Source organism: Daeguia caeni (assembly GCF_042653845.1).
Lineage (GTDB): Bacteria > Pseudomonadota > Alphaproteobacteria > Rhizobiales > Rhizobiaceae > Brucella > Brucella caeni.
Map to the genome: position 1 here is coordinate 1 of NZ_JBHSEL010000053.1, position 23,142 is coordinate 23,142.

Sequence of the window (23,142 nt, forward strand, 5' to 3'; positions counted from 1 at the left end):
CACAAGCTTGGATGGTCATCTCCTCAATCAGGCGAATGACGAGGCGTATCGCAAAAATGGAATTTTGAGTCGGGCTCTCAGCACATAGAAACGGGTAGTATTCGGATAGCCCTTATGGGGCGTCTCAACCGTGTGGACGGCAAACAGGCTTTTCCAGCCGAATTTCTGGCTGCTGCGGATAGTCTTGATTTCCGGACTGATGAACAGCGGAAGGTCGCTGGAGCGGATCGTGTCAGAATAGGACGTATCAAGCCGACCATTCGACAGTTCAGATGGGATTTGCTTGTTCATCTCCGGCCCGCCCATATCTATCATGCCAAGGGCAGGACAGACGAATGCATGACAACAACGATCTGCAGGATGAATCACTTTACATGAAGTGAACTCATCATATTTATTACAATAAATTGAGAAACTTAGCTACTTATAGGTACAAATTCGAGCCGGTGGGAACATACTTTTCTGTATCTTCATCAATCTTTTCCTGCAAAATGTTCGAAAATTTATCGTCAATCGGCGTCACCATGCCGTAATAGCCGGTAATGATACCATCGGTTACTTTGGCTGCACCCCAGCTGCGTACCCACTGGATACGTCCGCCACTTAAAAGAAGGCGATAATAGATATCAAAGGGTCGTCCCTGATGAATGCAATCCCGGAAAGCTGCGCCCGAAAATGCGCGGTCTTCGGGATAGACCCTGTCCAGCCAGCCAAAATTCTGTGCTTCAGCACTGGTAATCTCAAACAGGGCTGCAAGACGTGGATTGATCCCGGTAAAGCGCCCTCTCTGGTCGGCAATCCAGAACAGATGTGGTGAATTTTCAACCAGAAAACGGAATTCCGCCTCGCGTTCACTGAGGCCAATTTCCGCCAGCTTGCGCGTCGTGATATCTTCACACTGGCCAAACCAGCGCAAGACACGATCATTCCCGTCTTTCTGCGGCGCGGCATAGACGCGGAGCCAGCGGACATCTTGATCCGGACGGCAATAGCGAAACTCGGCTTCAAAAATTTCGCCAGTTTCCACGGATTTCTGCCATTCAGCCTGTATCTTGGCCCGGTCTTCCGGGAAAATGAATTCCAGCCAGTGATCCTCATTCACCTCGTCAGGCGAAGTCTGCATGGTCAGATTGAATTTTCTATCGACCCGGATAACCTTGCCATTGGCATCCGCCTGCCAGAAGGCGCGCGGGCTCAACAGGGCGATCAGACGGTAATGTTCCTCGCTTTCCTGCAGGATTTCCTGCTGCCTCTTCTTTTCAGTGACATCAATGCCAAAAACACTGAAACCGAGCAGGCCGCCGATCTCATCCAGAACTGGACTGACAGAAACAAGCTGAACGCTATTCGGCAAACGCACCTCAAACGGCGGATAATGGCCTTTTTCACGCAAGGTGCTGACAATTTCCTGGACCTGCCATTGTTTCAGATTGAAATGACTCGCCAGATCCGTGCCACGCAATGCGCTAACCGTCGACCCAAGAGCTTTGGCAAATTTCCGGCTGATATCTATGATCTGGAAGTCCGGATCGACAAAACCCATACAGGTATTGTTGTCCGTATAGATTGCCGCAATCTGATAGGCACGTTGCTCGACCGTAAGACCATGATTGGGGATGCCTGCCTGCAATACCGGCTCCTCACATGCCGGCAGATCAACATTCAAAATCGGACCCGGCTTGCCAAAATAATAGCCCTGCGCCATCTGACAGCCGGCACGTTGCAGGACTTCTGCCTGTTCTTCCGTCTCGACTCCTTCCGCAACGACACCAATGTCAAGACTCTGGCCAAGGCTGATGATAGCCATGACGATCTTGCGGCTTTCACGCTCCGTCAGCATGGAACCGACAAAACTGGCATCGATCTTGATCGTATCAATCGGCAAATGCTGCAACCAACTCAAGCTGGAATAGCCGGTGCCGAAATCATCCATCGCAATGTGACAACCCAGCTGCATCAGTTCCAGAATGGTCGCCTTGGCAAGATCCGTATCTTCAATCAGCGCCGTTTCGGTAATTTCAATCTTCAGACGCGGCAGGAAAAAGCCATAATCTGCCGCCGCATCCTTGATGATACGCAAAATGGACGTATTTTTGAGCTGGCTTGGTGAAATATTGAGTGACAGGAATAGATCCTTGGGCAAATGCTCGATTGCACTCAAAGACTGACGCAGGACTGACTCGGTCAGATTGCCAATCAGCCCCCTTTCCTCAGCCAGAGGAATGAACTCAAGCGGCTGCAGAATGCTGCCATCCCGCCTGTGCCAACGTGACAGGATTTCAAAACCAACTATGCGCCGGTCAGACAATCGGACGATTGGCTGGAAATACGGTCTAATTTCACCAGATTTAATCGCGCTTTCAAGCAAAAAGCCCAACCGCTTGCCCATCAGTCACCTTAGGAATTGAAATGTCCAGCAACCCATTCCAGACAATAAGGTTCTTCATATAGAAAAACGAATGATTTTTTAGCATAAAATAAAATAGGACACAAATTAATATCTGTTCAGTTTAAACAACGCCTGTTGATACCATAATATTCATTCTGAAAGCATTGTCTGGATAAAATTGGTTCAAAAGCGGCATAAAACAACTCAAAACAATATACATATCAACTTGCCGGACAGCCACATAGAGCGATCACGGTGCTTAAAGAAAATGGCTGCAAAAATGCAGCCATTTCAAACAGCCATATACAGATCAAGGCAGAGGGTAAAGCCTATTCGTCGCGATAGACTTTCTCGCGTCGCTCATGCCGCTCCTGCGCCTCAAGCGACAGCGTTGCAATCGGACGCGCGTCAAGCCGCTTGAGGCTGATCGGCTCACCCGTTTCTTCGCAGAAACCATAGGTGCCTTCCTCAATGCGATTGAGTGCTGCATCAATCTTGGCGATCAGTTTTCTTTGGCGATCACGGGCGCGCAATTCAATCGCCCTGTCAGTTTCTGATGAAGCCCTGTCAGCCAGGTCAGGATGATTGGCGCTTTCCTGTTGCAGCGCTTCAAGTGTTTCGCGCGCTTCACGCAGGATTTCGTTCTTCCAGGCAATAAGCTTTGCACGGAAGTAAGCCTTCTGCCGTTCATTCATGAACGGCTCGTCGTCAGTGGGCTTATAGTTAAGGTCTATCAATTCACTCATTCTGAATCACCCCACATCAAAGAGACGCGTGCGGTTATATAAGTCCATCATTTGCAGGACACAACACGAAACAATCGTGTTCCACTACTTTTTAGTGCATTATTTTTAGGCTTCACTGCCAACAAACTGTCCACTTCTACAAACCCGATAGAAAATGCAAATAAATTCATATTTTTAAATAGCTGATTTGCTGAAACTTATTCGATAAGAAATAATCAATGGTTGCACCCCGTCGGATATGACAGCTTTATGAATTCTTCAAAAAACAATCACTGCGACAAAGAATAATGTTAAAAAGCGGCCATAAGTGGTTAAAAAATTACGCCAGCTGATAAAATTCTGGCATTTCTTGCGCCCGCAAACATTGCCGCCAAAAGCCTTTAGCCAGCGGAGTTCAACCATGAGTTTTCTTCTTCTCCTTCGTCATGCAAAGGCGGCTTGGGCCAGACCCGGCATGCGTGACTTTGACCGGCCGCTGGATTCGGAAGGCATTCAGTCGCTGGATCGGCTGGCGGAGAGCATGAAGGCAGCAGAACTTTTCCCGGATCGGGTTGTGCTTTCGACCTCGAAACGCACCCAGGAAACCGCTTACGGCCTGATTGAACGGCTTGGGATCAATGTCGAAACCGTTCTGGATGGGACGATCTATAGTGGCGGACCGTTTGAATATCTGGCCGCAATCCGCAAATATGGCGATGTCGAACATCTGATGCTGGTCGGCCACAATCCGACGATGGAAGATCTTGCACTTGCCCTGTGCGGCGCAGGTCATCCCGACAGCCTGCACAATCTTCATGCCGGCTTTCCTCCGGCAGGTCTTGCGACGATCCGCTTTGACAAAAGCCTGACGGAGATTGATGAAGGCGCAGGCTTTCTTGAGACTTTTCCCCTGCCCGATAAAATTTCCTGACTGACTGCCCTGCCATTCTTGCATCTGGCCGGCTCGGCACCTTATTTCTAAGGCAGTGCCAGGAAATGTGGGAACCGGTTTTCCGTTCGGAACTGCGAAAAGAACAGTTGCGGTTCCAGGAAAAGCAGAAACCATTTTCGGGAGACAAGACACACGTGAAGACAATCATTTCCTTTGCGCTGACGTGCGCAACGACAGGCAGGGCGAGGCATAATTGGCAAAACTGACCAGTTTCGGCGATGAAGCCAGAATTGCGCTGGACACATTGGCAGATCGTGCCAGTGGCCTTTTTTCTCCCGCGCTGCGGCTGGGCGTGACCGGGCTTTCGCGCGCTGGCAAGACGGTTTTCATCACGGCTTTCGTGCATAACATGCTGCATGGCGGCAGGCTGCCGCTGTTCGAGGCCTATAAATCCGGGCGCATTTCGCGTGCCTTGCTGGAGCCACAGCCAGACGACGCCGTACCGCGTTTTCAATATGAGGAACATCTGGCAGCACTGCTCAATGAACGCATCTGGCCAGATTCCACCCGAGCCATATCGCAGCTGCGCCTGACCATTGAATATGAGACGGCATCGGCCTGGGGACGCTGGCTATCGCCGGGACGCCTATCCGTTGATATTGTTGATTATCCGGGCGAATGGCTGCTCGATTTGCCATTGCTTGGCAAAAGCTATGCCGAATTCAGTGCCGACTCCTTTGCTCTTGCCCATGCGCCGACCCATCATGATCTGGCAAAGGGCTGGATCAATGAGGCCGAAAGCGTCAATCCTGCCGATGCGGCCGATGAGCTGATCGCACAAAGGCTTGCGCGCAGCTTCACCGACTATCTGCGCGCCGGCAAGGCCGATGAACGCGCGCTCTCCACACTCCCCCCGGGCCGTTTTCTGATGCCGGGCGATCTCGACGGCTCGCCCGCGCTGACCTTCGCGCCCCTGCCGAAGCTGAAAGACAGCGATTTCAAGCCCGGCTCACTCGCCGCCATGATGGAGCGCCGTTACGAGGCCTACAAGACCCATGTCGTCAAACCTTTCTTCCGCGAGCATATTGCGCGTCTTGATCGCCAGATCGTGCTGATCGACGCCATGCAGGCGATGAATGCCGGCCCGGACGTTGTCGCTGATCTGGAACGCGCCCTCACCGATATCCTGTCCTGTTTCAGGCCGGGCCGCACCAATCTTCTGACCGGCCTGATCCAGCGCCGCATCGGCCGCATTCTCGTTGCCGCCACCAAGGCAGACCAGCTGCATCATGAAAGCCATGACCGCCTGCAGGCCATCGTGCGCCGACTGGTTGAACGCGCCATGGAACGGGCGGATTTTTCCGGCGCCGATATTGATGTGCTGGCCATGGCGGCCGTCCGCGCCACCCATGAAGCGACCGTCAGGCAGGGCAAGGAAGCCCTGCCGGTGATCGTCGGCACCCCGCTGAAAGGCGAACGCATTGACGGTGAGATTTTTGACGGCGAAACAGAAACAGCTATATTTCCCGGTGATTTACCGAAAAATCCTGATGTAATTTTTGAAAAAAACAATCACGCGACGGAACATTTCATCCGCTTTGTCCGCTTCCGTCCGCCACGTCTGGAGCAGACGGCTGACGGCTTGACCTTGTCCCTGCCGCATATTCGTCTCGACCGGGCCATACAGTTTCTCATTGGAGACCGATTGCAATGAGCGATGCCAAGCCCCGCAAGCCAGCGGCATTCATTCTGGAACAGCCTGCTTCCGGCAAGACTGTGGATCCGCAACCAGCTGCAGCCCCGCGCCGCCCGCGTGCGGTCAGGGATCTGCAACAGGTGGTGCCGGATGTCGATATATTTGCACTGGAGGATGCTGTGCCCGATGCGGTGCTTGAGCCTGCACTTGATGAGGCAGCGCGGCGCAAATGGTCGCTTGGCGGTGTTTTGCTGAGCGCTCTTGGCATACTCCTGTCATTTGCCATTGCAATCTGGGTAGAAGACCTGATCAGGGCATTGTTTGCCCGCGCAGACTGGCTTGGCTGGACAGCCTTTGTTGTTGCCATCATTGCCCTTGCTGCATTTCTTGCCATTGTAACGCGGGAGCTTCTGGCGCTGCGCCGGCTTGCTTCGGCACAGTCCCTGCGCAAGGAAACTACCGACGCCTATGAACGCGATGACATGAAGGCGGCGCGCGCTTGCCTTGTCCGATTGCATGACATTACCCGCAATCTGCCAGAAACCGCGCGTGGCAGACAGATTCTTGACGGCCTATCCAATGAGATCATTGATGGCCGCGACCTGATCCGGCTGGCCGAGACTGAAATCCTGCGCCCGATTGATCGCGAAGCACGCACGCTCATCCTCAACGCCTCCAAACGCGTTTCGATTGTAACGGCTATCAGCCCGCGCGCTTTGGTTGATATTGGCTATGTGATCTTTGAATCCGCGCGCCTGATCAGGCGGCTGTCACAGCTTTATGGCGCCCGCCCCGGCATGCTTGGTTTCATCACGCTGAGCCGCCGGGTTCTGGCCCATCTGGCGGTGACCGGCACACTTGCCATGGGCGACAGCGTCATTCAGCAGCTTGTCGGCCATGGCCTGGCCTCGCGTCTTTCGGCCAAGCTTGGCGAAGGCGTGGTCAATGGCCTGATGACCGCCCGCATTGGCATTGCCGCCATGGATGTCGTGCGTCCCTTCCCGTTTCATGCCGAGAAAAGACCCGGCATCAGCGATTTTATTGGTGATCTGGCGCGGCTGAATGGCGATGCAACCACCAAATCCCCACGCAGCAAGGACAAGGCGTGATTTTGAAGTGGCTTTCAGCAAATTGCAAACCAAGCATTAACCATTCGATCCGAATATGTGCAAGAAAGCATTGCGCATCAGAATCGAGCGGATCGGCGTGGCGGTTTTCCCGACGTTGTTTCCAGCAATGTACCTGATGCCAAACCGGCTATCTGGTCATGGACGCGTCTGTTCGATTTCGGACTGGGTAACCAACGGTGTAATGTCGGCCTGCTGCGGCTGACGAGTTCTGGAATAGAGCTGATCATGAAAAAGACCATTGCTGCCTGTCTGTTGCTTCTGCCTGCAACCCTTGTTGCATTACCGGCATTGGCCGCAGACAAGGATCAACGTTTCTTTGAAAATATAGAAGGCCAGTGGTCGGGGCCGGGCGAGATCGTCGCCGGCAAATACAAGGGCACGAAATTCGTCTGCACCCTGTCCGGCACAACACCGGAAAAGGCAGTTGGCATGACGCTGGATGGTTCCTGCCGCGTTGGCGTCTTCACCCAGCCGATGAAGGCAACCATTACCCGCTCCAACACCGGCTATTCCGGCAAGTTCAATGATGGCGCCGAAGGAAAGGGACTTGATGTCGTGTCCGGTTCCGTGAACGGCAACAAGGTGGTACTGGGACTGAACCGCAAGCAGCTCAATGGTGCCATGCTGGCGCGCATCAGCGATGAAAATACGATGAATGTCACGGTTTCCGTGCGCGTGGACAATGAACTTGTGCCGGTCATCGGCCTGAACCTGAAGCGCGTCGATGATATGGCCATCGGCGCCATTGCCAAAAATTAAAAGGTCCCCAAGAAAGATTAAAAGGCGCCCAAGAAAGATTTTGGCTCTGGTCGCTCCTGTTCAGTTGCTTTCTTTCCACCAGCCCGCATCCGTGCGGGCTTTTTCAATGCCATCGCGCTGGCAATGTGCCATGGCTTCGGCAATGTTTTGTCCATTGATCACCAATGTGGGCGCAATATCATTGAGCGGCACAAGCACGAAGGCGCGTTCCATCATGCGCGGATGCGGCAGGGTCAGCCTGTCCTCGTTGAGGATAACCGGATGGCCAGCCGGGTCTGACATGGCAAGAATATCGATATCAACCGTGCGTGGCCCCCAGCGTTCAATGCGCACGCGTTTGAGCGCCCTTTCAACGTCCAGACAGGTCTGCATCAGCACAACCGGCGGCAGATCCGTGTCGATCACCGCACAGGCATTATAGAACCAGTTCTGGTCGGTCTTGCCCCAGGGAGGTGTGCGATAGACGGGGGACACCGCAACGATCCTTGTGTCGCCGCGTGCCTCAAGCAGGCGCAACGCCTCTCCCATGGTTCTGATGGGATCGCCGATATTTCCGCCCAGGCCAAGCCATGCGCGCGCGCTGTGATGACCGCCGCTCACTGCGGATAGACCACGGTTACTTCGACATGATCGAGAACGCCCGGCACCGGCGCATTCGGCTTGCGGATGGTAATTTCCGCCCGCGTGATCTGCGGAAAACGTTCAACCAGGGCCTTGGCAACATCCAGCGCCAGCGTCTCGATCAGATAACGCTGCCGGCCCATGATAATGTCTTCAATCACCGAGAAAGCGATGCCGTAATGAACTGTGCCGTCAATATCATCATTTTCAAGCGCAGAGCCGGCCTCGACATCAAGAATGGCATCAACATAAAAACGCTGGCCAAGCTTGTGTTCTTCATCAAAGACGCCGTGATGCGCGAAAAATGCGCAGTTCATGATCCGTATTGTGTACACGGTTCTACTTCCTGTTATCGACCCTGCGCGCCTGCAGGATTGCATCCGCAACGGCAAGCGCTTCCCTGTTATAGGCGACATTGTGCACACGGAAAATGTCTGCACCCGCCAGCCGCAAGGCAACCGAAGTCGCTGCTGTACCTATATCGCGATTCAGAGGCTCATTCACGCCAGTTATCGCGCCGACAAAGCGTTTACGCGACGTACCAACCAGAATCGGATAGCCAAACTGCTGCAATTCGCCCAGGCGAGCCATCAGCGCAACATCGTCTGCCGTTTCCTTGCCGAAGCCGAACCCCGGATCCAGAACAATGCGCGCAGGATCGATCTCCGCCTGCGCAGCGATCTTCAGTGACCTGTTCAGGAACACGAACTGGTCATCAATCACGTCAGGTTCGACCATGCGTTCGCGGCTGGTGTGCATGATGACGAGGCCGGCCCCGCTTTGCCGGGCAATATCCGCAATTGCTGGTTCTCGCTGCAATCCCCAAACATCGTTCACAATATGCGCACCCGCCTCCACTGCCGCCCGCGCCGTGGCGGCGCGATAGGTGTCGATCGAAATGATGCAGTCAAACCGCTTGCCAAGCGCTTCAATGACCGGAACAACGCGGGCAATTTCCGTTGCCTCGTCAACGGGCGCACCGCCCGGACGGGTGGATTCGCCGCCGACATCGATGATCAAAGCCCCCTCTTCCAGCATTTTTTCGGCTGCGGCCATGGCCTTGTCACATTCGACATATTGACCTCCATCCGAAAAGGAATCCGGCGTGACATTCAGGATGCCCATGATGACCGCCTTGTCCCCCAATGGAAGCGAACGCCCATGTGCCAATTGCCATAATTTAGTCATTGCTGCTAATCCTGATGCCGCACCGCAATCCGAACGATGTCGGTTCGTGAATATGTCTGGACGGCGTTATAGTTCTCTTGACGATTGCGTGCCATGCTTGCGATCTCATATTTTGAAATTACCTCTGTTTTTTTGAAAGGTGCCAGGACATGGGCAAAAAATTATTGGTTCTGGCGAACACGGTTCTGGCAGGCGTCCTTCTGACTTTGCCCGCAACCGGGGCGCATGCTGCCAATGTGGTGCGCAAATACACCTATTTTCCCATCTATGGGAAAACGGCAGCCGAACTTGATCATGCGCTGTCGCAAAACGGACCTTTTCTGCAAAAGACAGGCCAGCACCACCCCGGTGCAACGGAAATCCGGTTTGACGCCAAGGTCAAATATGGCAAAAACGCAGGCGAATCATGCAAGGTGCAGGACATTCGCGTCAATGTTTATGCCAAGATCTCACTGCCTGTCTGGAAACATCGTTCCAGAGCCGAGGGTGACATCCAGCTTGTATGGGATACCTTGCTGAAGGATATCCGCCGGCATGAGGAAAGTCACATCATCATCGCCCGCACCCATGCCAATGAGCTGGAACGCAAGGTACGCGCCCTGCATTCCCGCAAGGATTGTGCTGAACTGCGCAAGGATATTGACCGGCTCACCGAAAAACTCCTGGCCGAGCATGACAAGGCACAGGAACGCTTTGATCGCGTGGAAACGATCAATTTTGAAAAGCGTTTTGAACGTCTGCTGATCAAAAATCTTGAAAAGCGAAAACAGCGCGAAAGCCGCCAGGCTCCATAAAGGGAAAAACCGGTTTCCAGCCGCAACTGCACAAAGACAATATGGTCAGAGCATTGCGGCTTACCCGCCTGCATGTTCTCGCATGCCAAAGGACGCCCATTTCAAGGGCGCCCTTCGCAAGGCCGCTTTATGCGCATGCCGCCCAACAGCTTTGCGCTTGCAAGACATACGCTTCGATTGTGCGACAGATCAGCTCTGGCGTTCAGGAACCTGGACGACGAGACCGTCGAGTTCGTTTTTCACCCGGATCTGGCAGGACAAACGGCTGTTCGGACGGACATCGAAGGCAAAATCGAGCATGTCTTCTTCCATGGACTCCGGATGGCCGACAATATCGACCCATGCCTCGTCGACATAGACATGACAGGTCGCACAGGCGCAGGCACCGCCACATTCGGCATCAATGCCGGGCACACCATTACGGATGGCAGCTTCCATGACGCTAGCGCCATTGTCGGCATCTACCTCCGTGCGCATGGAACCGTCCGCAGAAACAAATATGATTCTTGTCATTACTGAGCCTCTTTGCATACAGGGCCGCCAAACAGCACTCCGTCCCGCGCGCGCCCCGCACATTGCATTGGGTAATTTTTCCCTTTCGCCAATACGACCTAACGATAAGAGTTGCAATTGGCCGGATAATGAGTCCATACATTTTCAATGCAACTTTATGTTACGAAAAGCATTCAATCACACACCACAAACGAGAAGTGGTTAACGCCAAACAGGCTGGAAGGCGGTTCTTTCAGGAAAAGACTTTTAGAATTTCCACAATAAGAAAACAACTAAGTAATTGCTTTTACTTAATTTTTTAGCATAGCGCACTTTTGCATTAACCTTATATTTAAAGATTTGAACCCTAGGCGGCTTCGCCTATTTCCTTAACGCAACCGAACCGATACGATGTAAAGTTGGCGGATAAGTATGGTATTGTTGCTTCGGCAGTCCAGCCGTCGTGGTAAATGAGTACAAGGTAGGCACACAATGGCGTCAAAATCCAAGGCACAAAAGCTAGACCTGGAAGTTGAGAAGGCATTGGAAGAAGCGCTCGACATCAATTTTGACGACGATCTTGCAGATCTGGACGTTGAATTGACGCTGGACGATCTGGACTCTGGCTTCTCGGTTGACGATCTGGAAGCGCAGATTTCGCGTGCTGCCGAAGAGCTCGTTGCCGAACAGAAGGTTCGTGACGCCGAACCCGTTGGCCCGCGTGCTGATGAAACGGCAAACAGGCTGTCTGAACAGGAAAAGCCTGCGCCGATTGCCGCTTCTGTCATTGTTACACCTGCAGCCCCGCCCATTCCGCCAGTGGTCAAGGCCGTAGCGCCTGCCGCGAACCTGCCTGCCGACGAGACTGCCACGACCAAACCGGAAGCCACGGCCAAGCCAGCGGCCATCGCGTCATCAGGCGCTGCGGCCGCACTCACCCGCAAACCGGCCAATGACGATTCAAGGGGTGAAAACCTCGCAGCCAGCACGGCGCGCCATCGCCGCACGACCGAACAGACTTCCAGACTGTTCTGGACGACGACCGCAATCAGCGTTCTGTGGGCTGCCGGTGGTGCTGCGCTTGGACGCGCCATCAATCCGGATCTATTCACCAATCTTCAGGCAACCAGGGACTTCTTCACCTCGCCGGCTGGCCTTGGCCTGACCGCGGGCGTGGCCTTGCCGGTTGCCATGTTCTATGGTTTTGCCCAGCTTGTCAGACGCGCGCAGGAAATGCATGCCGCCGCACGCTCCATGTCTGAAGCTGCCCTCAAGCTGCTTCAGCCGGATGCCATTGCCAGCGACCGCATCACCACCATTGGTCAGGCCGTGCGCCGTGAAGTCAATGCCATGAATGAAGGCATTGAACGCACCCTCGCCCGCGCGGTTGAGCTTGAAACCCTGGTTCAGGCCGAAGTCAACCAGCTGGAACGCACCTATGCCGACAATGAAGTGCGCATCCGCTCTCTGGTAAGCGAACTCGGCAATGAGCGCGAGGCAATCGTCAGCCATGCCGAACGCGTACGCTCCTCCATTTCCGGCGCGCATGAGCAGCTCAAGGAAGAGTTGTCGAGCGCATCCAATATCATCCGCGACAATGTGCTCTCGGCCTCGAAGCAGCTCAGCACACTTCTGAATGAATCCGGTGAACGCCTGATCGGCAATATCAATGAAAGCGGCAATTCGATTGCCGAAGCGATTGAAAAGCGCACCGGCGCGATTGGTGAGCGCATCACCGCCTCCGGGCAGGAATTTGCCAATATTCTTGACACCCGCATTGCCACGCTGGATGAGCAGTCACGCTCCATTTCCGAGCGTATCGGCGACGCGCTTGATGAACGCACGCAAGGCATTGCCTCACTGCTTGGCACGGCCACCGAGGCCATGGTCAGCGAATTCGATACGCGTCTTGCCAATCTCGACTCGACGCTTTCCGAACGGGGGCGCTCGCTGGTGTCGGAATTTGAGGCCCGCGCACAGGCGCTCGACAGCAGCACTGAGAAGCTCAACGCGGCGCTTGAAGCCCGTTCACGCCAGATCAATGAAAATCTGATCGCCCGCACGCGTGAAATTGCCGAAACCTTCAATGGCGGCCGTGCATCGTTCAATACGATGATCGATGAGACCAAGGCAGCAATTGCCTCAAGCCTGGCTTCCGTCGAAGCCAATATCGGCACCATCCTGCAGGAAAAGACGGCCAATTTCGTCGATACGCTGGCAGAAAGCCGCGATGTTCTGACCGAGGCACTGGATTCGCGCGCTTCCGATCTGCGCAATGCCATTGCCGCAACCACCTCGACGCTCAGCACAACGGCAGAACAGCATGCCGCCATTCTGGCCGAGCGCACCAACAGCCTGCAACAGGCTATGGCGCAACATGCCGCTCAGCTTGACGCCTCCTTCAGCGCACATGTCGATACGCTGGATGCGCGCCATCAGGCCCTGCGCGACAATTTCAATGCCCAGCAAGCCCAGCTTGCCAATACCCTCGATGAGCGCGCAAATGCCATCGAGTCGCTGATCTCTGACAAGCAGAACGCGCTGGCCGCGGTTCTCGATGAGCGTACGAACGGCCTCAAGGCAGCCCTGAACGAACATGATGCAGGTCTTGCCTCGATGATTGCCCATCATCAGCAGGCCATCGAGACCCATGCCGGCGTCATGCGCGAAACCTTGACCCATAATGAAACTGCCCTCAATGAGGCGCTGACGGCGCATGCCGCAACCCTTGAACAGCGCACTGCCAAGCTGCGTGATACCATTGCCGAAACCAGTGACGCCATCAACCGCAGCTTCGACAACCAGACCGGCATTATCGCAGAACGCACCCAGACAATGGAAAAGGCGCTCGCCATTGGCGTCGACAATGTCCGCCGTACGCTGGAACAGAGCGCCGGCGTCGTTGCCGCCAGCCTGCGCGACAAGATTGGCGAAGCTGCAAGCCGCCTTTCGAGCGAAGCAACCAAGGCTGGTGAGGCCCTGGAAGGTATCGGCGCAGACTTCAGCAATCGCCTGATGAGCAATCTCTCCGGCACGGAATTCCGCCTCAGCCAGAAGGCTGAATCGATCGCCGAACGTCTGGGCGACATTGAAAACCGCCTTGCCGGCGAAATCGGCAATATCGAACAACGTCTTACCGAAACCGCTGCCAAGGCAAGCGAAACGCTTGCCGGTCAAGGCGAGGCCTTTGCAGCGCGCATCGTCGACAATCTCACCGGCGCCGAAACGCGCCTCAGCGAACAGGCAGAAACCATCGCCAACCGCTTTGGCTCGATTGAAAACCGTCTTACAGACCAAATCGGCAATATCGAACAACGCATTGTCTACAGCGCCAACAAGGCAAGCGAAATCATCGTCGGCCAAAGTGAGGCCTTTACCGCGCGTCTGGTTGAAAATCTCTCCGGTACCGAGGCACGCCTCGGCGAACAGGCCAACACCATCGCCAACCGTCTCGGCGAAATCGAAAGCCGCCTGACGGGTGAACTGGGCACGATTGAACAGCGCATTGCCGATACGGCTGCCAATGCAAGCCACCTGCTTGCCGGCCACAGCGAAGCCTTCTCGGCACGTGTGGTTGAAAACCTCACCGGCACGGAAAACCGTCTGGTTGAACGTGCGGATGCGATTGCCTCCCGTCTTGGCGAGATCGGCTCGCGCATCACGATGGAGCTTGGCAGCGTCGAGGCACGCATTGCCCAGGTGACCGATACAACCGCCGTCACGCTGGAAGAGCGCACACGTGAACTCAATGCCGTTCTTGCCGCCCGCTCGCAGGAAATCACCAGAATCCTGGCCGAAACGGCAGAACCGCTGATTGCGCGTCTGGCCGATGGCGGCCGTGGGCTGGCGCAGCAGCTTGAAGAGGCAACCCATGCCGCAACCGATCGTCTGCGCGCGGAAAATGCAGCCCTCGTCAATGCACTGGCAAGCCGCACCGCTGAAACCATTGCCGCCGTTCAGGAAGCCAAGAGCGGCCTTGTCGGCAATGTCAATGAACTGATCGAACGCCTGTCCAGCTCGAACAATGAGCTTGGCCAGCTGATTGAGACGGCGGCACGCAACCTTGCCGAGCTTGACAGCCGCCTGATGGGCACTACGTCCAGCTTCGTGGAAAACACCAATCGCGCTGCCGAAATCTTCCAGAATTCGACTGGCCTGATCGACAGCAATATTGGCACGCTGCGCACCCTGTCCGACAACACGCTGCTGCAGATTGCCGATATTTCCAACCGTTTCGAAGCCCATAGCAAGGTTCTGTCGGCCGCCTCCGACATGATCAATGCAGCACAAAACAACCTGACCAGCACGCTGGAAGATCGTCATCAGGCACTCGACAAACTGGCTAATGGTCTGGTTGAAAAGTCTGAAGGCATTGAAAAGCTGATGAAATCCTTCGAGGCTCTGGTTTCCACCGCCCTGCAGCGCGCCGAAGGCCAGACGCTTGCCTCGGCAAACAGGATCAGCGAAAGCGTTTCGCAGATCGTCGAACAGGCAGCACAAAAATTTGCCGCCGCAACCGATGACATCCGCCGTACAGCCAATGAAATCCGCACTGAGCTCGACACCACCCGTGGCGAACTCAAGCGCGGCATTCTGGAAATGCCTGCGGAAGCCAAGGAAACCACAAGCGCAATGCGCAAGGCTGTGAGCGAACAGATCAACGCCCTCAAGGAACTGGCTGCCATCGTCAACAAGTCTGGCCGTCTGGTTGATGTCGGCGCAAGCCGCGCCGAACGCCCGGCAAGCCGCATGGCCCCGGTTCAGCCGCGTCCCGCCCAGGTCAAGGCACCGAGCCCTATGCCGGTTGCCGACCTGCCGCCAGTGCAGCGCCCACGCGCACCAGAACCGGCTCAGCCGGCCGCCTCGGTCGCAACAGCTGAAAGGCCGCGCACCGGCTGGGTTTCCAATCTGCTGGCTCGCGCATCGCGTGAGGAAGAGGAAGCAGTTGCGCCAAAACCGGCACCGATAAGCACCACGCGCACGCCAACCCATGTGGTTGAATCGCTGAATTCGCTTTCGGTCGATATTGCCCGCGCCATTGACCACGAGGCATCGATTGAACTGTGGGAGCGTTATCGTCGCGGTGAGCGCAATGTCTTCACCCGCCGCCTCTACACACTGAAAGGGCAGCAGACCTTTGACGATATCAAGAAGAAATATCAGACCGATAGCGAGTTCCGCCGCGCGGTAGACCGCTATATGGACGACTTCGAGCGCCTGCTTGAAGATGTTGCCCGCAATGACCGCGACAATATCGTCACGCAGACCTATCTGACCTCTGACACCGGCAAGGTTTACACCATGCTGGCCCATGCAAGCGGTCGCCTGCGCTAATATTGGCACTCAAGGAAATGCCGTAAGAGCCCATGCACTTGATATGCATGGGCTCTTTTTTGTTACCGGATTGTCCTGCTTCCAAAAACCTATATAGGCGATAACGCTCTTGGCCAAATGGATGAGCGAAAGGATCTACTGATAAACCTGTAACGACCTTGGTATGTGCGATTGGCAATCAGGATTCTTATTACCTCAATGCGTGCCCAGGATGACAGCCAACCTCGACATAATATATCCGATAGGACACCCTTGATAATCTCACCATTGCTGGCCAGTCATGCTGGCCAAATCTGTCAAGAAAGCTTGTTCGAGCCTACGCACTTTGTCCTCGTTAGACGTTGGCTGTCTGAAAACGAGATTCCGCGAAAGACCAGTGACTTCGTGGCAATCGGCATCTGATAGGCAACAGGCCGCTGAACGGGATCGCTTGCGTAAGCAATCTTGAATGAGAGATCCCGTCACCTTGGTCTTTCAACGCCATAACTTGGCCATACACAGTGGATGCTCACCGAAGCGACCCTCAAAAACACCATCGTGCTTGGAGCCGACCTGCTATTTCTATGCGCAACCAATCCACGTCAAAAATCGTTGCAGGCTCAGCAAGTCTGACATGCCGCTGTTCCAATTTAAGCAGGCGTTCAGCAACATTCGCAGCAAGCGGAACAACCGCTAATCACGCTTGCAGATGATCGCACCCGGACAACTTCCAGCAAGATGGGAAAAATATTCTCAGCAGATGTGATTTCCCAAACGGAAACCGGATGAAGAGCGCACAAGGCTCTCAGAGCGTTGCCGCCGTCCAGTTGACGATTTCAGCCGAAACCTGTTCAAAGGCCGTATTGAGCGCCCGGACATAATCGGCATTGCTGGTGCCGCGTACCGGCGCTGTCGCCGTAAAGATGCGGGTGGCGCGGATTTCACCGCTGGAATCATTCATCAGCCTGACAGCAATATCGACAACTGCCGTGCGTGCGCCGCCATAGGCGCGGATGCCAAAGACGCGCAGATCCGTCAGCACCTGATAATTGATCGCCAGGCCATCGCCCGGCCGGCCAATACCGCCAAACAGGCCGGAATTTTCAAACGACTGTACCAGCCGCGCCTGAACAATGTTGGTCAGGCGGTCACCCCACTGCGCACCGCCCAGATATTCAATCGATCCCGGAGCCGTATTGACGACAATATTCTCGCTGTCCAGCGCCTTGAGCGCTGTTGGCGGCTGGATCAGAAGCTGCATGGACTTGTGGCTGCGCGCCGTCTTGGCCACCTGGCCTGCGCTCAGGCTGAATGTGTCAAGCTTGGGCGTGGTTCCACATCCAGCCAAGGCAAGTGCCAAACCAAGCGATATGAATGCAGTGCGCATGGAACGACGCCCCATCAGATGATCACGCAATTTCGTATCCCGAAAAGTTCTGTTGGAAAGTCCTTGCCTGAAGGTCAACGGCGAGTCCTCCCATTATATTGCGGCACGCTGCCCTCGCCGCCGAAGATCAGGCGCTGTGGATTGCGCTCAAGCTCGGTAATGGCCTGTTCAATGCGCTGAATGGCGCGGCGACTTTCGTTCACCGTAGCCTGTACGTCACGCAGGCCCTGACCGGAGAAGCGCTCCAGATTATTGGCAATCGGCGTCAGATTCCTGTCGAGATTGTCAGCGGTCTTGCGGATTGCCTCAAGCGTTGCCTTGGCCTGTGCCACGACACCATCCTTGTTGTCGCTTGACAGAAGCTGGTCGGCCTTTTCGAGAATGCCTTCGACCTGCATGGACGCCGTGTTGAGGCGCGCCATCATGTCCTTGGCATCAGTAATGATCTGGTTGATATTGCCAGCATTGGAGCCGAGCTCATCAATCACATTGGCATTCTTGGCCAGAGCATCCGTGAAGACCTTGGCGTTGTTGATCGTCTCGATCAGGGGACCGCGCGCTTCATTGGTGAAGCTCTCAAGCTCGCCAAGCACATTGTTGGCACGGGCAAAAATATCCTGTGCCGTTGCAAGCAGATTGTTCACCGCCGACGGATCCGCATCGATGCGGGCAACCGTGTTTTCATGTTCGGCTTCAGTGAGAAGATTGGGTTCATCCAGTCTGCCTCCCTTGAGCTCGATATAGGCCTGACCAGTCAGCCCCTGAAACCCGAGTGAAGCCTTGGTCGAGCGGGTAATCGGGGTTGATGCATTCACACGCGTCTGCACGATCACCATGCCCGGATTGCTTTCATCCAGATGCAGGCTGCGCACATCGCCCACCTTGATGCCATTGAACAGAACCTGGCTGCCAATGCCCAATCCCGTCACCGAACCTGGAATACGCACATCGAGCGGCACGGAATCGCGCGCCTCACCATAACGCGCAATCCAGTACACAAAACCGAAAGCCAGCAGGCTGACGATCAGTGTGAACACTCCGACGAGGACGTAATTGGCTTTTGTTTCCATTTCTTATCCAGTTTGCACACGGTGACCCATGCGCCGCCTTGACGGCGCAGAAAAATCGATCTGACGCGCACGCTTACCGCGAAAATAGGATTTAACCCAAGGGGCGTCCACCGTCATCATGTCTTCAACGGTGCCGCTCACGAGAATTTTCTTGTTCCCAAGCACTGCAATACGATCGCAGATCGCAAACAGGCTGTCGAGATCATGCGTTACCATATAGACTGTCAGCCCCATTGTGTCGCGCAGATTTGCAATCAGATCATCGAAATCAGCCGCACCGATCGGATCAAGGCCTGATGTCGGCTCATCGAGAAACACAATGTCCGGATCAAGTGCCAGTGCGCGGGCAAGGGCTGCCCGCTTGATCATGCCACCAGACAGTTCGGAGGGATATTTTTCTGCCGTATCTGGCTTCAGCCCGACCAGATCGATCTTCAGCCGCGCCAGTTCATTCATCAGTTTCGGCGACAGGTCGAGATATTCGCGCATCGGCACCTGAATGTTCTCCAGCACATTCAGCGCGGAAAACAGTGCACCATGCTGAAACAGCACCCCCATGCGCATATCAATCGCCATTTTCTCGACTTCGTTCAGCCGATCAATATTGCGGTTGAAGATTTCAATCTCGCCCGATTGTTTCTTGTTGAGGCCAAGGATGGTGCGCATCAGCACCGACTTGCCAGAGCCCGACGGCCCGATGAAGCCAAGCACCTCGCCCTTGAAGATATCCAGTGAAAGCTTGTCCAGCACCGGCTCACGGCCGAACGAAACCGTGACATCGCGCACCGAAATCAATGGCGCGCCTGCCTCGATAGTTTCGCTGTTTTGCGACTGCGACCCGTGGTCGTTACGATTAACCATGCCTCTTCTTTAAACGAGCTTTCTTATACGCTGAACTGCTAATCGATCGGCAAGCCACTTTTTTGCTGCCTGTGTCCTGTGAGACGCAGAACCGCAAGGTTGCCAGCCGGTTATCAGAAATCAATCGCCGCATAGAACATTGCAAACAACCCATCGACGACAATGACCACGAAAATCGCCTTGACAACCGACGCCGTCACCCTGCGTCCGAGCGATTCAGCGCTGCCGCCCACCTTCATGCCCTCGACCGAGGCCAGAATGCCGATGATCATGGCCATGAACGGTGCCTTGATCAGGCCGGCAAAATAGGTGTTCAGCGCGACAGCATCATGCAGGCGGCTGACAAAGGCTTCCGGCGAGATATTGGAATAGAAATAGGACACGGCTGCCGCACCAATAAGAGCGGCAAGATCAGCCACGATCGTCAGCAATGGCAGGATAATGACGAGGGCGACAAGGCGCGGGAAAACCAGCACGCCAACCGGATTGAGCCCGATCACCGTCAGCGCATCTGTTTCCTCGCGCATTTTCATCGAGCCGATTTCCGCAGTAATGGCACTGCCAGATCGACCGGCAATCATGATTGCGGTCAGCAATACGCCGAGCTCCCGGAATACAAGAATGCCGACGAGATCGACAACAAAGATTTCAGCGCCGAAATTACGCAACTGAAAGGCGCCCTGCTGTGCAATGATCGCACCGACGATTGTTGACATCAGCACGATGATCGGAATGGCGCCGACACCCATCCGGTCCATTTGCGACACGACAGCCGGTATGGGCACCCCGGAGCCGCGCCCATATTTCAACTGTGCGCCACGGATCGTTGCGCCAAGAATGTGCATGGCCACCTTGAAATCATCCAAGGTGGAGTAGACACCGCGACCAATACTCTCCAGAAATGCCAGGATGAAGGACGGACGGCGCTGCGGCTTCAGATCGAGCGTATGCTCAACCGCATTGCTCACCTCATTGATCAAAGGCAGCCATGTCTCGCGCGCGCCCTGAACATGCACGATACTGTTGGCGGCTTCCAGCCTGTGGCGCAAGCGCTCAAACAACCATGCCCCGGCCGTATCAAGCCGGGAAAGCTGCGACAGATCTATGCTGACCTCCCGACCCGCAAGAGTCTTTTCAAGGGCGCGCATCCTGTCATCGACAAGATGAACGCAATGCGAAACCCAGTCGCCACGCAATTGCACAAGATGCACACCATCTGCATCGACAAGATCGATCTTCGGTGTGCTATCGGCAACAGCACTTGCTTTGTCAGCTTTATCGGTCAACATGTTGCCTTCTTATACGAGTCGTATCGCGACCGAAATAGTTGTGCCTTCCAGGGATCCCACCATGCCCATTTCCGTCGATATTGCCGTTGAACGCTACCCTATTGCCGGCAAGTTCACAATCGCACGCGGCTCCAAAACGGAAGCAGTAATCGTGCTGTGCACAATTCGCGATGGTGCCCATCAAGGGCATGGCGAATGCGTGCCCTATGCTCGTTATGGCGAATCGGTCGAAAGCGTGACGGCTGAAATTGCCACCGCACGTCAGGCCATCATCAATGGTGCAACGCGCCAGGACATCCAGACCATCATGAAGCCGGGAGCTGCACGCAATGCCGTGGACTGCGCCTTATGGGATCTTGAATCCAAGCGCATGGGCCAAAGCGTCGCCGCGCGTCTTGGCATTGCCGCCCCCCACCCACTTGAAACCGCCATTACCGTTTCACTCGGCACTGCCGAGGAAATGGCTGAGGCAACGGCAAAGCGTGCGCATTATCCGCTGATCAAGGTGAAAATGGGCGGCGAAAACGATGTCGAGCGCATTCATGCCGTAGCCAGGGCCGCCCCCAGAAGCCGCATCATCATCGATGCCAATGAAGGCTGGACGGCAGACAATCTTGCCGAAAACATGCAGGCTGCCGCTGAAGCCGGCATTCAGCTCATTGAACAGCCGCTTCCCGCCGGCAATGACGCATTGCTGGCCGGGATTCCGCATCCGGTCGCGATCTGCGCCGATGAAAGCGCGCATACGTCGCAGGGGCTGGAAGACCTCGCCAATCGCTATGATGCCATCAACATCAAGCTGGACAAGACCGGCGGCCTGACGGAAGCGCTGGCCATGCGCAACAAGGCAAGATCGCTTGGCCTGAAGATCATGGTTGGCTGCATGGTAGGCACCTCGCTCGGCATGGCGCCTGCGGTCATGCTGGCGCAGGAAGCAGATGTGGTTGATCTCGACGGGCCTCTGCTGCTTGCCCGCGACCGTGAACCGGCGCTGCGCTATGAGGGCGCATTGGTCTATCCGCCGGAAGCAGCCCTGTGGGGCTGATCATCCGCAACGCCTTCAGCCCTGACATGTCCTTGATGCTGACTGTCCGAATCCGATGTGCGTCCGTAACAGACGCACATCGGCTGGACAGATGAATGCATAACTGACTTGTCAGGAAGCATTTAGGAACAGCACAAGCGTTAACAGAAAGCTGGAAATAATCACCTGTTCCTGTTTACATTTATGATGTTTCAGACCTGGGTATTGGTGATCAGATATTCATCCCTTGCATGGGCAATCCATTCCACCACCTGGTTCAGCGCCTTCAGATTGATATAGCTGCAGGGCTCAAATCCCAGTTTTTCCAGCAAGATTTCCTGGTAGAAAGCAACGCTGGGCTTGAGCATGTTACCTTCGGCATCCTTCGGGCAAAGTTTCCGTGTCGCTGTCTCGATCGCCTCGACAAGGGGAGCGCGGTCAGGCGTGTTTTCATCCGGATTGCGCGCAAGCATTTCCAGTGCCTGTTTCAGGATTTCGATCTGCCAGTCGGTTTTTGCCGTGCCTTTTTCAAGAATGCCATGCAGGTCGTTCTCATTGACGGCACGCTTGATCCAGCCCTCCACCCGATCGGGGAAATAAATGGCGTCAAGTGTCATCAGGATTTCCGATTTCTCATTCTCAACAGTCATGCCCTTGAAGGCAGAAAAGGCGCTGACAACAGAAGAGACATAGCCCGCCCCGGTTGCGGCAACGATGCGTGCTGCTCTGGCAGCCGGTGAAAAACTGCAATCCGCCATAGCCTGCAGATAGAGACTGTAGGCTTTCAGCGTGTCTTCATCCGGCATCATGCCATAATACATGCGCAAGGTATCAACATCATGACAGACATCGGCATGTGGGCAGATCGTGGTGCCACAGCCTGTCCCCTTGCGCAGATGATGGATAAAGGGAATGAACACTGCCGGCGCTGCGACAAGCTGCAGTGCCGCCTCCAGCGTGTCCCCATCCGGCAGGCGCGCGATCAATGCGCGCAGAAACTCCGCATCAGAGAGATCCTGAAAGCATTCTTCGATTTCCTGCACATATTGGTAGACCTGTACCCTCGCCCAACCCAGCGCTTTCTGCAGCGCTTCTCCGCTTGGCATATCATCAAACAATCCATTCCAGTAAAGATGTAACGCTCTCTCAATTCTTGGCCGATCAAGCATTTCTGTGACTGAACGACCGAATAAATTGAAATTTATTTCTTTTTTACCAATCCTTGAAAAGATCGTTTCAGAATTAATAATTCCACTATGTTTGATCATTCAACGATCTCCTGTCAATTATATTAACATAGTGGGAAATTATAATTACAAGAGGGGTAGATTGTAATCCTCTTTAATTGCGAGCCATTTCAGTCAGAAACCCTGCTTGTAAGGGGATGAGAAGAGGATGCGTTTTTACATATGCTTGAAAAGACCTTCATGCATCACATGCAGCAAGGCGTAAGGGCACGAAGTTTCTGGTATTTAAACCAGAATCCGGTTGATTGCAGCGGCATCCTGATGG

At 54.8% G+C, this 23,142-nt stretch carries 20 protein-coding genes; 7 read left to right on the forward strand and 13 right to left on the reverse strand.

Annotated features, from left to right (window positions below; all coding sequences use genetic code 11):
• Positions 1 to 27: 27 nt before the first annotated feature.
• From ACFO1V_RS07955 to ACFO1V_RS07970, 4 genes are all read right to left on the reverse strand, one after another.
• Entirely contained in the window at positions 28 to 291 is a 264-nt protein-coding gene (locus ACFO1V_RS07955; protein WP_374829648.1) for a hypothetical protein, read from the reverse strand.
• A gap of 133 nt (positions 292 to 424) precedes the next feature.
• Positions 425 to 2,389: an EAL domain-containing protein gene (locus ACFO1V_RS07960; protein WP_374829646.1), complete on the reverse strand. Its 1,965-nt coding sequence runs from the start codon at positions 2,387 to 2,389 to the stop codon at positions 425 to 427.
• A 329-nt stretch (positions 2,390 to 2,718) separates the two neighbouring features.
• Positions 2,719 to 3,135 (reverse strand): RNA polymerase-binding protein DksA, encoded by a 417-nt coding sequence (gene dksA / locus ACFO1V_RS07965; RefSeq protein ID WP_374829644.1) that lies wholly within the window; start codon positions 3,133 to 3,135, stop codon positions 2,719 to 2,721.
• 258 nt (positions 3,136 to 3,393) lie between these two features.
• Complete coding sequence (locus ACFO1V_RS07970; RefSeq protein ID WP_374829642.1) at positions 3,394 to 3,537, reverse strand: hypothetical protein; 144 nt, start codon at positions 3,535 to 3,537, stop codon at positions 3,394 to 3,396.
• Between ACFO1V_RS07970 and ACFO1V_RS07975 the strand changes: the two genes are divergently transcribed.
• From ACFO1V_RS07975 to ACFO1V_RS07990, 4 genes are all read left to right on the forward strand, one after another.
• Entirely contained in the window at positions 3,536 to 4,045 is a 510-nt protein-coding gene (locus tag ACFO1V_RS07975) for a SixA phosphatase family protein (protein ID WP_374829640.1), read from the forward strand. The two genes, ACFO1V_RS07970 and ACFO1V_RS07975, sit on opposite strands and share 2 nt — an antisense overlap.
• Before the next feature lie 214 nt (positions 4,046 to 4,259).
• A complete protein-coding gene (locus ACFO1V_RS07980; protein WP_374829638.1) occupies positions 4,260 to 5,720 on the forward strand; it encodes a YcjX family GTP-binding protein in 1,461 nt (486 codons plus the stop codon).
• On the forward strand, positions 5,717 to 6,811 hold the full coding sequence (locus ACFO1V_RS07985; RefSeq protein WP_374829636.1) for a YcjF family protein: 1,095 nt from the start codon (positions 5,717 to 5,719) through the stop codon (positions 6,809 to 6,811). Before ACFO1V_RS07980 ends, ACFO1V_RS07985 begins: the two co-directional genes overlap by 4 nt.
• A gap of 246 nt (positions 6,812 to 7,057) precedes the next feature.
• Positions 7,058 to 7,591 carry a hypothetical protein gene (locus tag ACFO1V_RS07990; RefSeq protein WP_374829634.1) on the forward strand — a complete coding sequence of 178 codons (534 nt, stop codon included), beginning with the start codon at positions 7,058 to 7,060 and terminating at the stop codon, positions 7,589 to 7,591.
• Positions 7,592 to 7,651: 60 nt separating this feature from the next.
• On the opposite strand, the gene folK is transcribed toward ACFO1V_RS07990, so the two are convergent.
• The 3 genes from folK to folP all read right to left on the reverse strand — a co-directional run bounded on the left by folK (position 7,652) and on the right by folP (position 9,400).
• Complete coding sequence (gene folK / locus ACFO1V_RS07995; RefSeq protein ID WP_374829680.1) at positions 7,652 to 8,119, reverse strand: 2-amino-4-hydroxy-6-hydroxymethyldihydropteridine diphosphokinase; 468 nt, start codon at positions 8,117 to 8,119, stop codon at positions 7,652 to 7,654.
• Between the two features lie 68 nt (positions 8,120 to 8,187).
• Complete coding sequence (folB, locus tag ACFO1V_RS08000; RefSeq protein ID WP_374829632.1) at positions 8,188 to 8,547, reverse strand: dihydroneopterin aldolase; 360 nt, start codon at positions 8,545 to 8,547, stop codon at positions 8,188 to 8,190.
• Between the two features lie 4 nt (positions 8,548 to 8,551).
• On the reverse strand, positions 8,552 to 9,400 hold the full coding sequence (gene folP / locus ACFO1V_RS08005) for a dihydropteroate synthase (protein ID WP_374829630.1): 849 nt from the start codon (positions 9,398 to 9,400) through the stop codon (positions 8,552 to 8,554).
• A gap of 149 nt (positions 9,401 to 9,549) precedes the next feature.
• Here folP and ACFO1V_RS08010 point away from each other — a divergent pair, with 149 nt between their 5' ends.
• Entirely contained in the window at positions 9,550 to 10,194 is a 645-nt protein-coding gene (locus tag ACFO1V_RS08010; RefSeq protein WP_374829628.1) for a DUF922 domain-containing Zn-dependent protease, read from the forward strand.
• Between the two features lie 189 nt (positions 10,195 to 10,383).
• On the opposite strand, the gene ACFO1V_RS08015 is transcribed toward ACFO1V_RS08010, so the two are convergent.
• Positions 10,384 to 10,707 carry a 2Fe-2S iron-sulfur cluster-binding protein gene (locus ACFO1V_RS08015; RefSeq protein ID WP_374829626.1) on the reverse strand — a complete coding sequence of 108 codons (324 nt, stop codon included), beginning with the start codon at positions 10,705 to 10,707 and terminating at the stop codon, positions 10,384 to 10,386.
• Positions 10,708 to 11,178: 471 nt separating this feature from the next.
• On the opposite strand from ACFO1V_RS08015, the gene ACFO1V_RS08020 reads away from it, so the two are divergent.
• Positions 11,179 to 16,020 (forward strand): apolipoprotein A-IV repeat region-like domain-containing protein, encoded by a 4,842-nt coding sequence (locus tag ACFO1V_RS08020; RefSeq protein ID WP_374829624.1) that lies wholly within the window; start codon positions 11,179 to 11,181, stop codon positions 16,018 to 16,020.
• Positions 16,021 to 16,804: 784 nt separating this feature from the next.
• Here the strand turns inward: ACFO1V_RS08020 and ACFO1V_RS08025 are convergent.
• From ACFO1V_RS08025 to ACFO1V_RS08040, 4 genes are all read right to left on the reverse strand, one after another.
• Positions 16,805 to 17,404 (reverse strand): ABC-type transport auxiliary lipoprotein family protein, encoded by a 600-nt coding sequence (locus tag ACFO1V_RS08025; RefSeq protein ID WP_417323460.1) that lies wholly within the window; start codon positions 17,402 to 17,404, stop codon positions 16,805 to 16,807.
• A gap of 56 nt (positions 17,405 to 17,460) precedes the next feature.
• A complete protein-coding gene (locus ACFO1V_RS08030; RefSeq protein WP_374829622.1) occupies positions 17,461 to 18,456 on the reverse strand; it encodes an MlaD family protein in 996 nt (331 codons plus the stop codon).
• Between the two features lie 3 nt (positions 18,457 to 18,459).
• Entirely contained in the window at positions 18,460 to 19,317 is an 858-nt protein-coding gene (locus ACFO1V_RS08035) for an ABC transporter ATP-binding protein (protein ID WP_374829620.1), read from the reverse strand.
• A gap of 113 nt (positions 19,318 to 19,430) precedes the next feature.
• Positions 19,431 to 20,606, reverse strand: coding sequence for an ABC transporter permease (locus ACFO1V_RS08040; protein WP_374829618.1), 1,176 nt, complete (start codon positions 20,604 to 20,606; stop codon positions 19,431 to 19,433).
• Positions 20,607 to 20,667: 61 nt separating this feature from the next.
• Here ACFO1V_RS08040 and dgcA point away from each other — a divergent pair, with 61 nt between their 5' ends.
• Complete coding sequence (dgcA, locus tag ACFO1V_RS08045) at positions 20,668 to 21,651, forward strand: N-acetyl-D-Glu racemase DgcA (protein ID WP_374829616.1); 984 nt, start codon at positions 20,668 to 20,670, stop codon at positions 21,649 to 21,651.
• Between the two features lie 191 nt (positions 21,652 to 21,842).
• On the opposite strand, the gene ACFO1V_RS08050 is transcribed toward dgcA, so the two are convergent.
• A complete protein-coding gene (locus tag ACFO1V_RS08050; RefSeq protein WP_374829614.1) occupies positions 21,843 to 22,898 on the reverse strand; it encodes a citrate/2-methylcitrate synthase in 1,056 nt (351 codons plus the stop codon).
• Positions 22,899 to 23,142 lie beyond the last annotated feature (244 nt).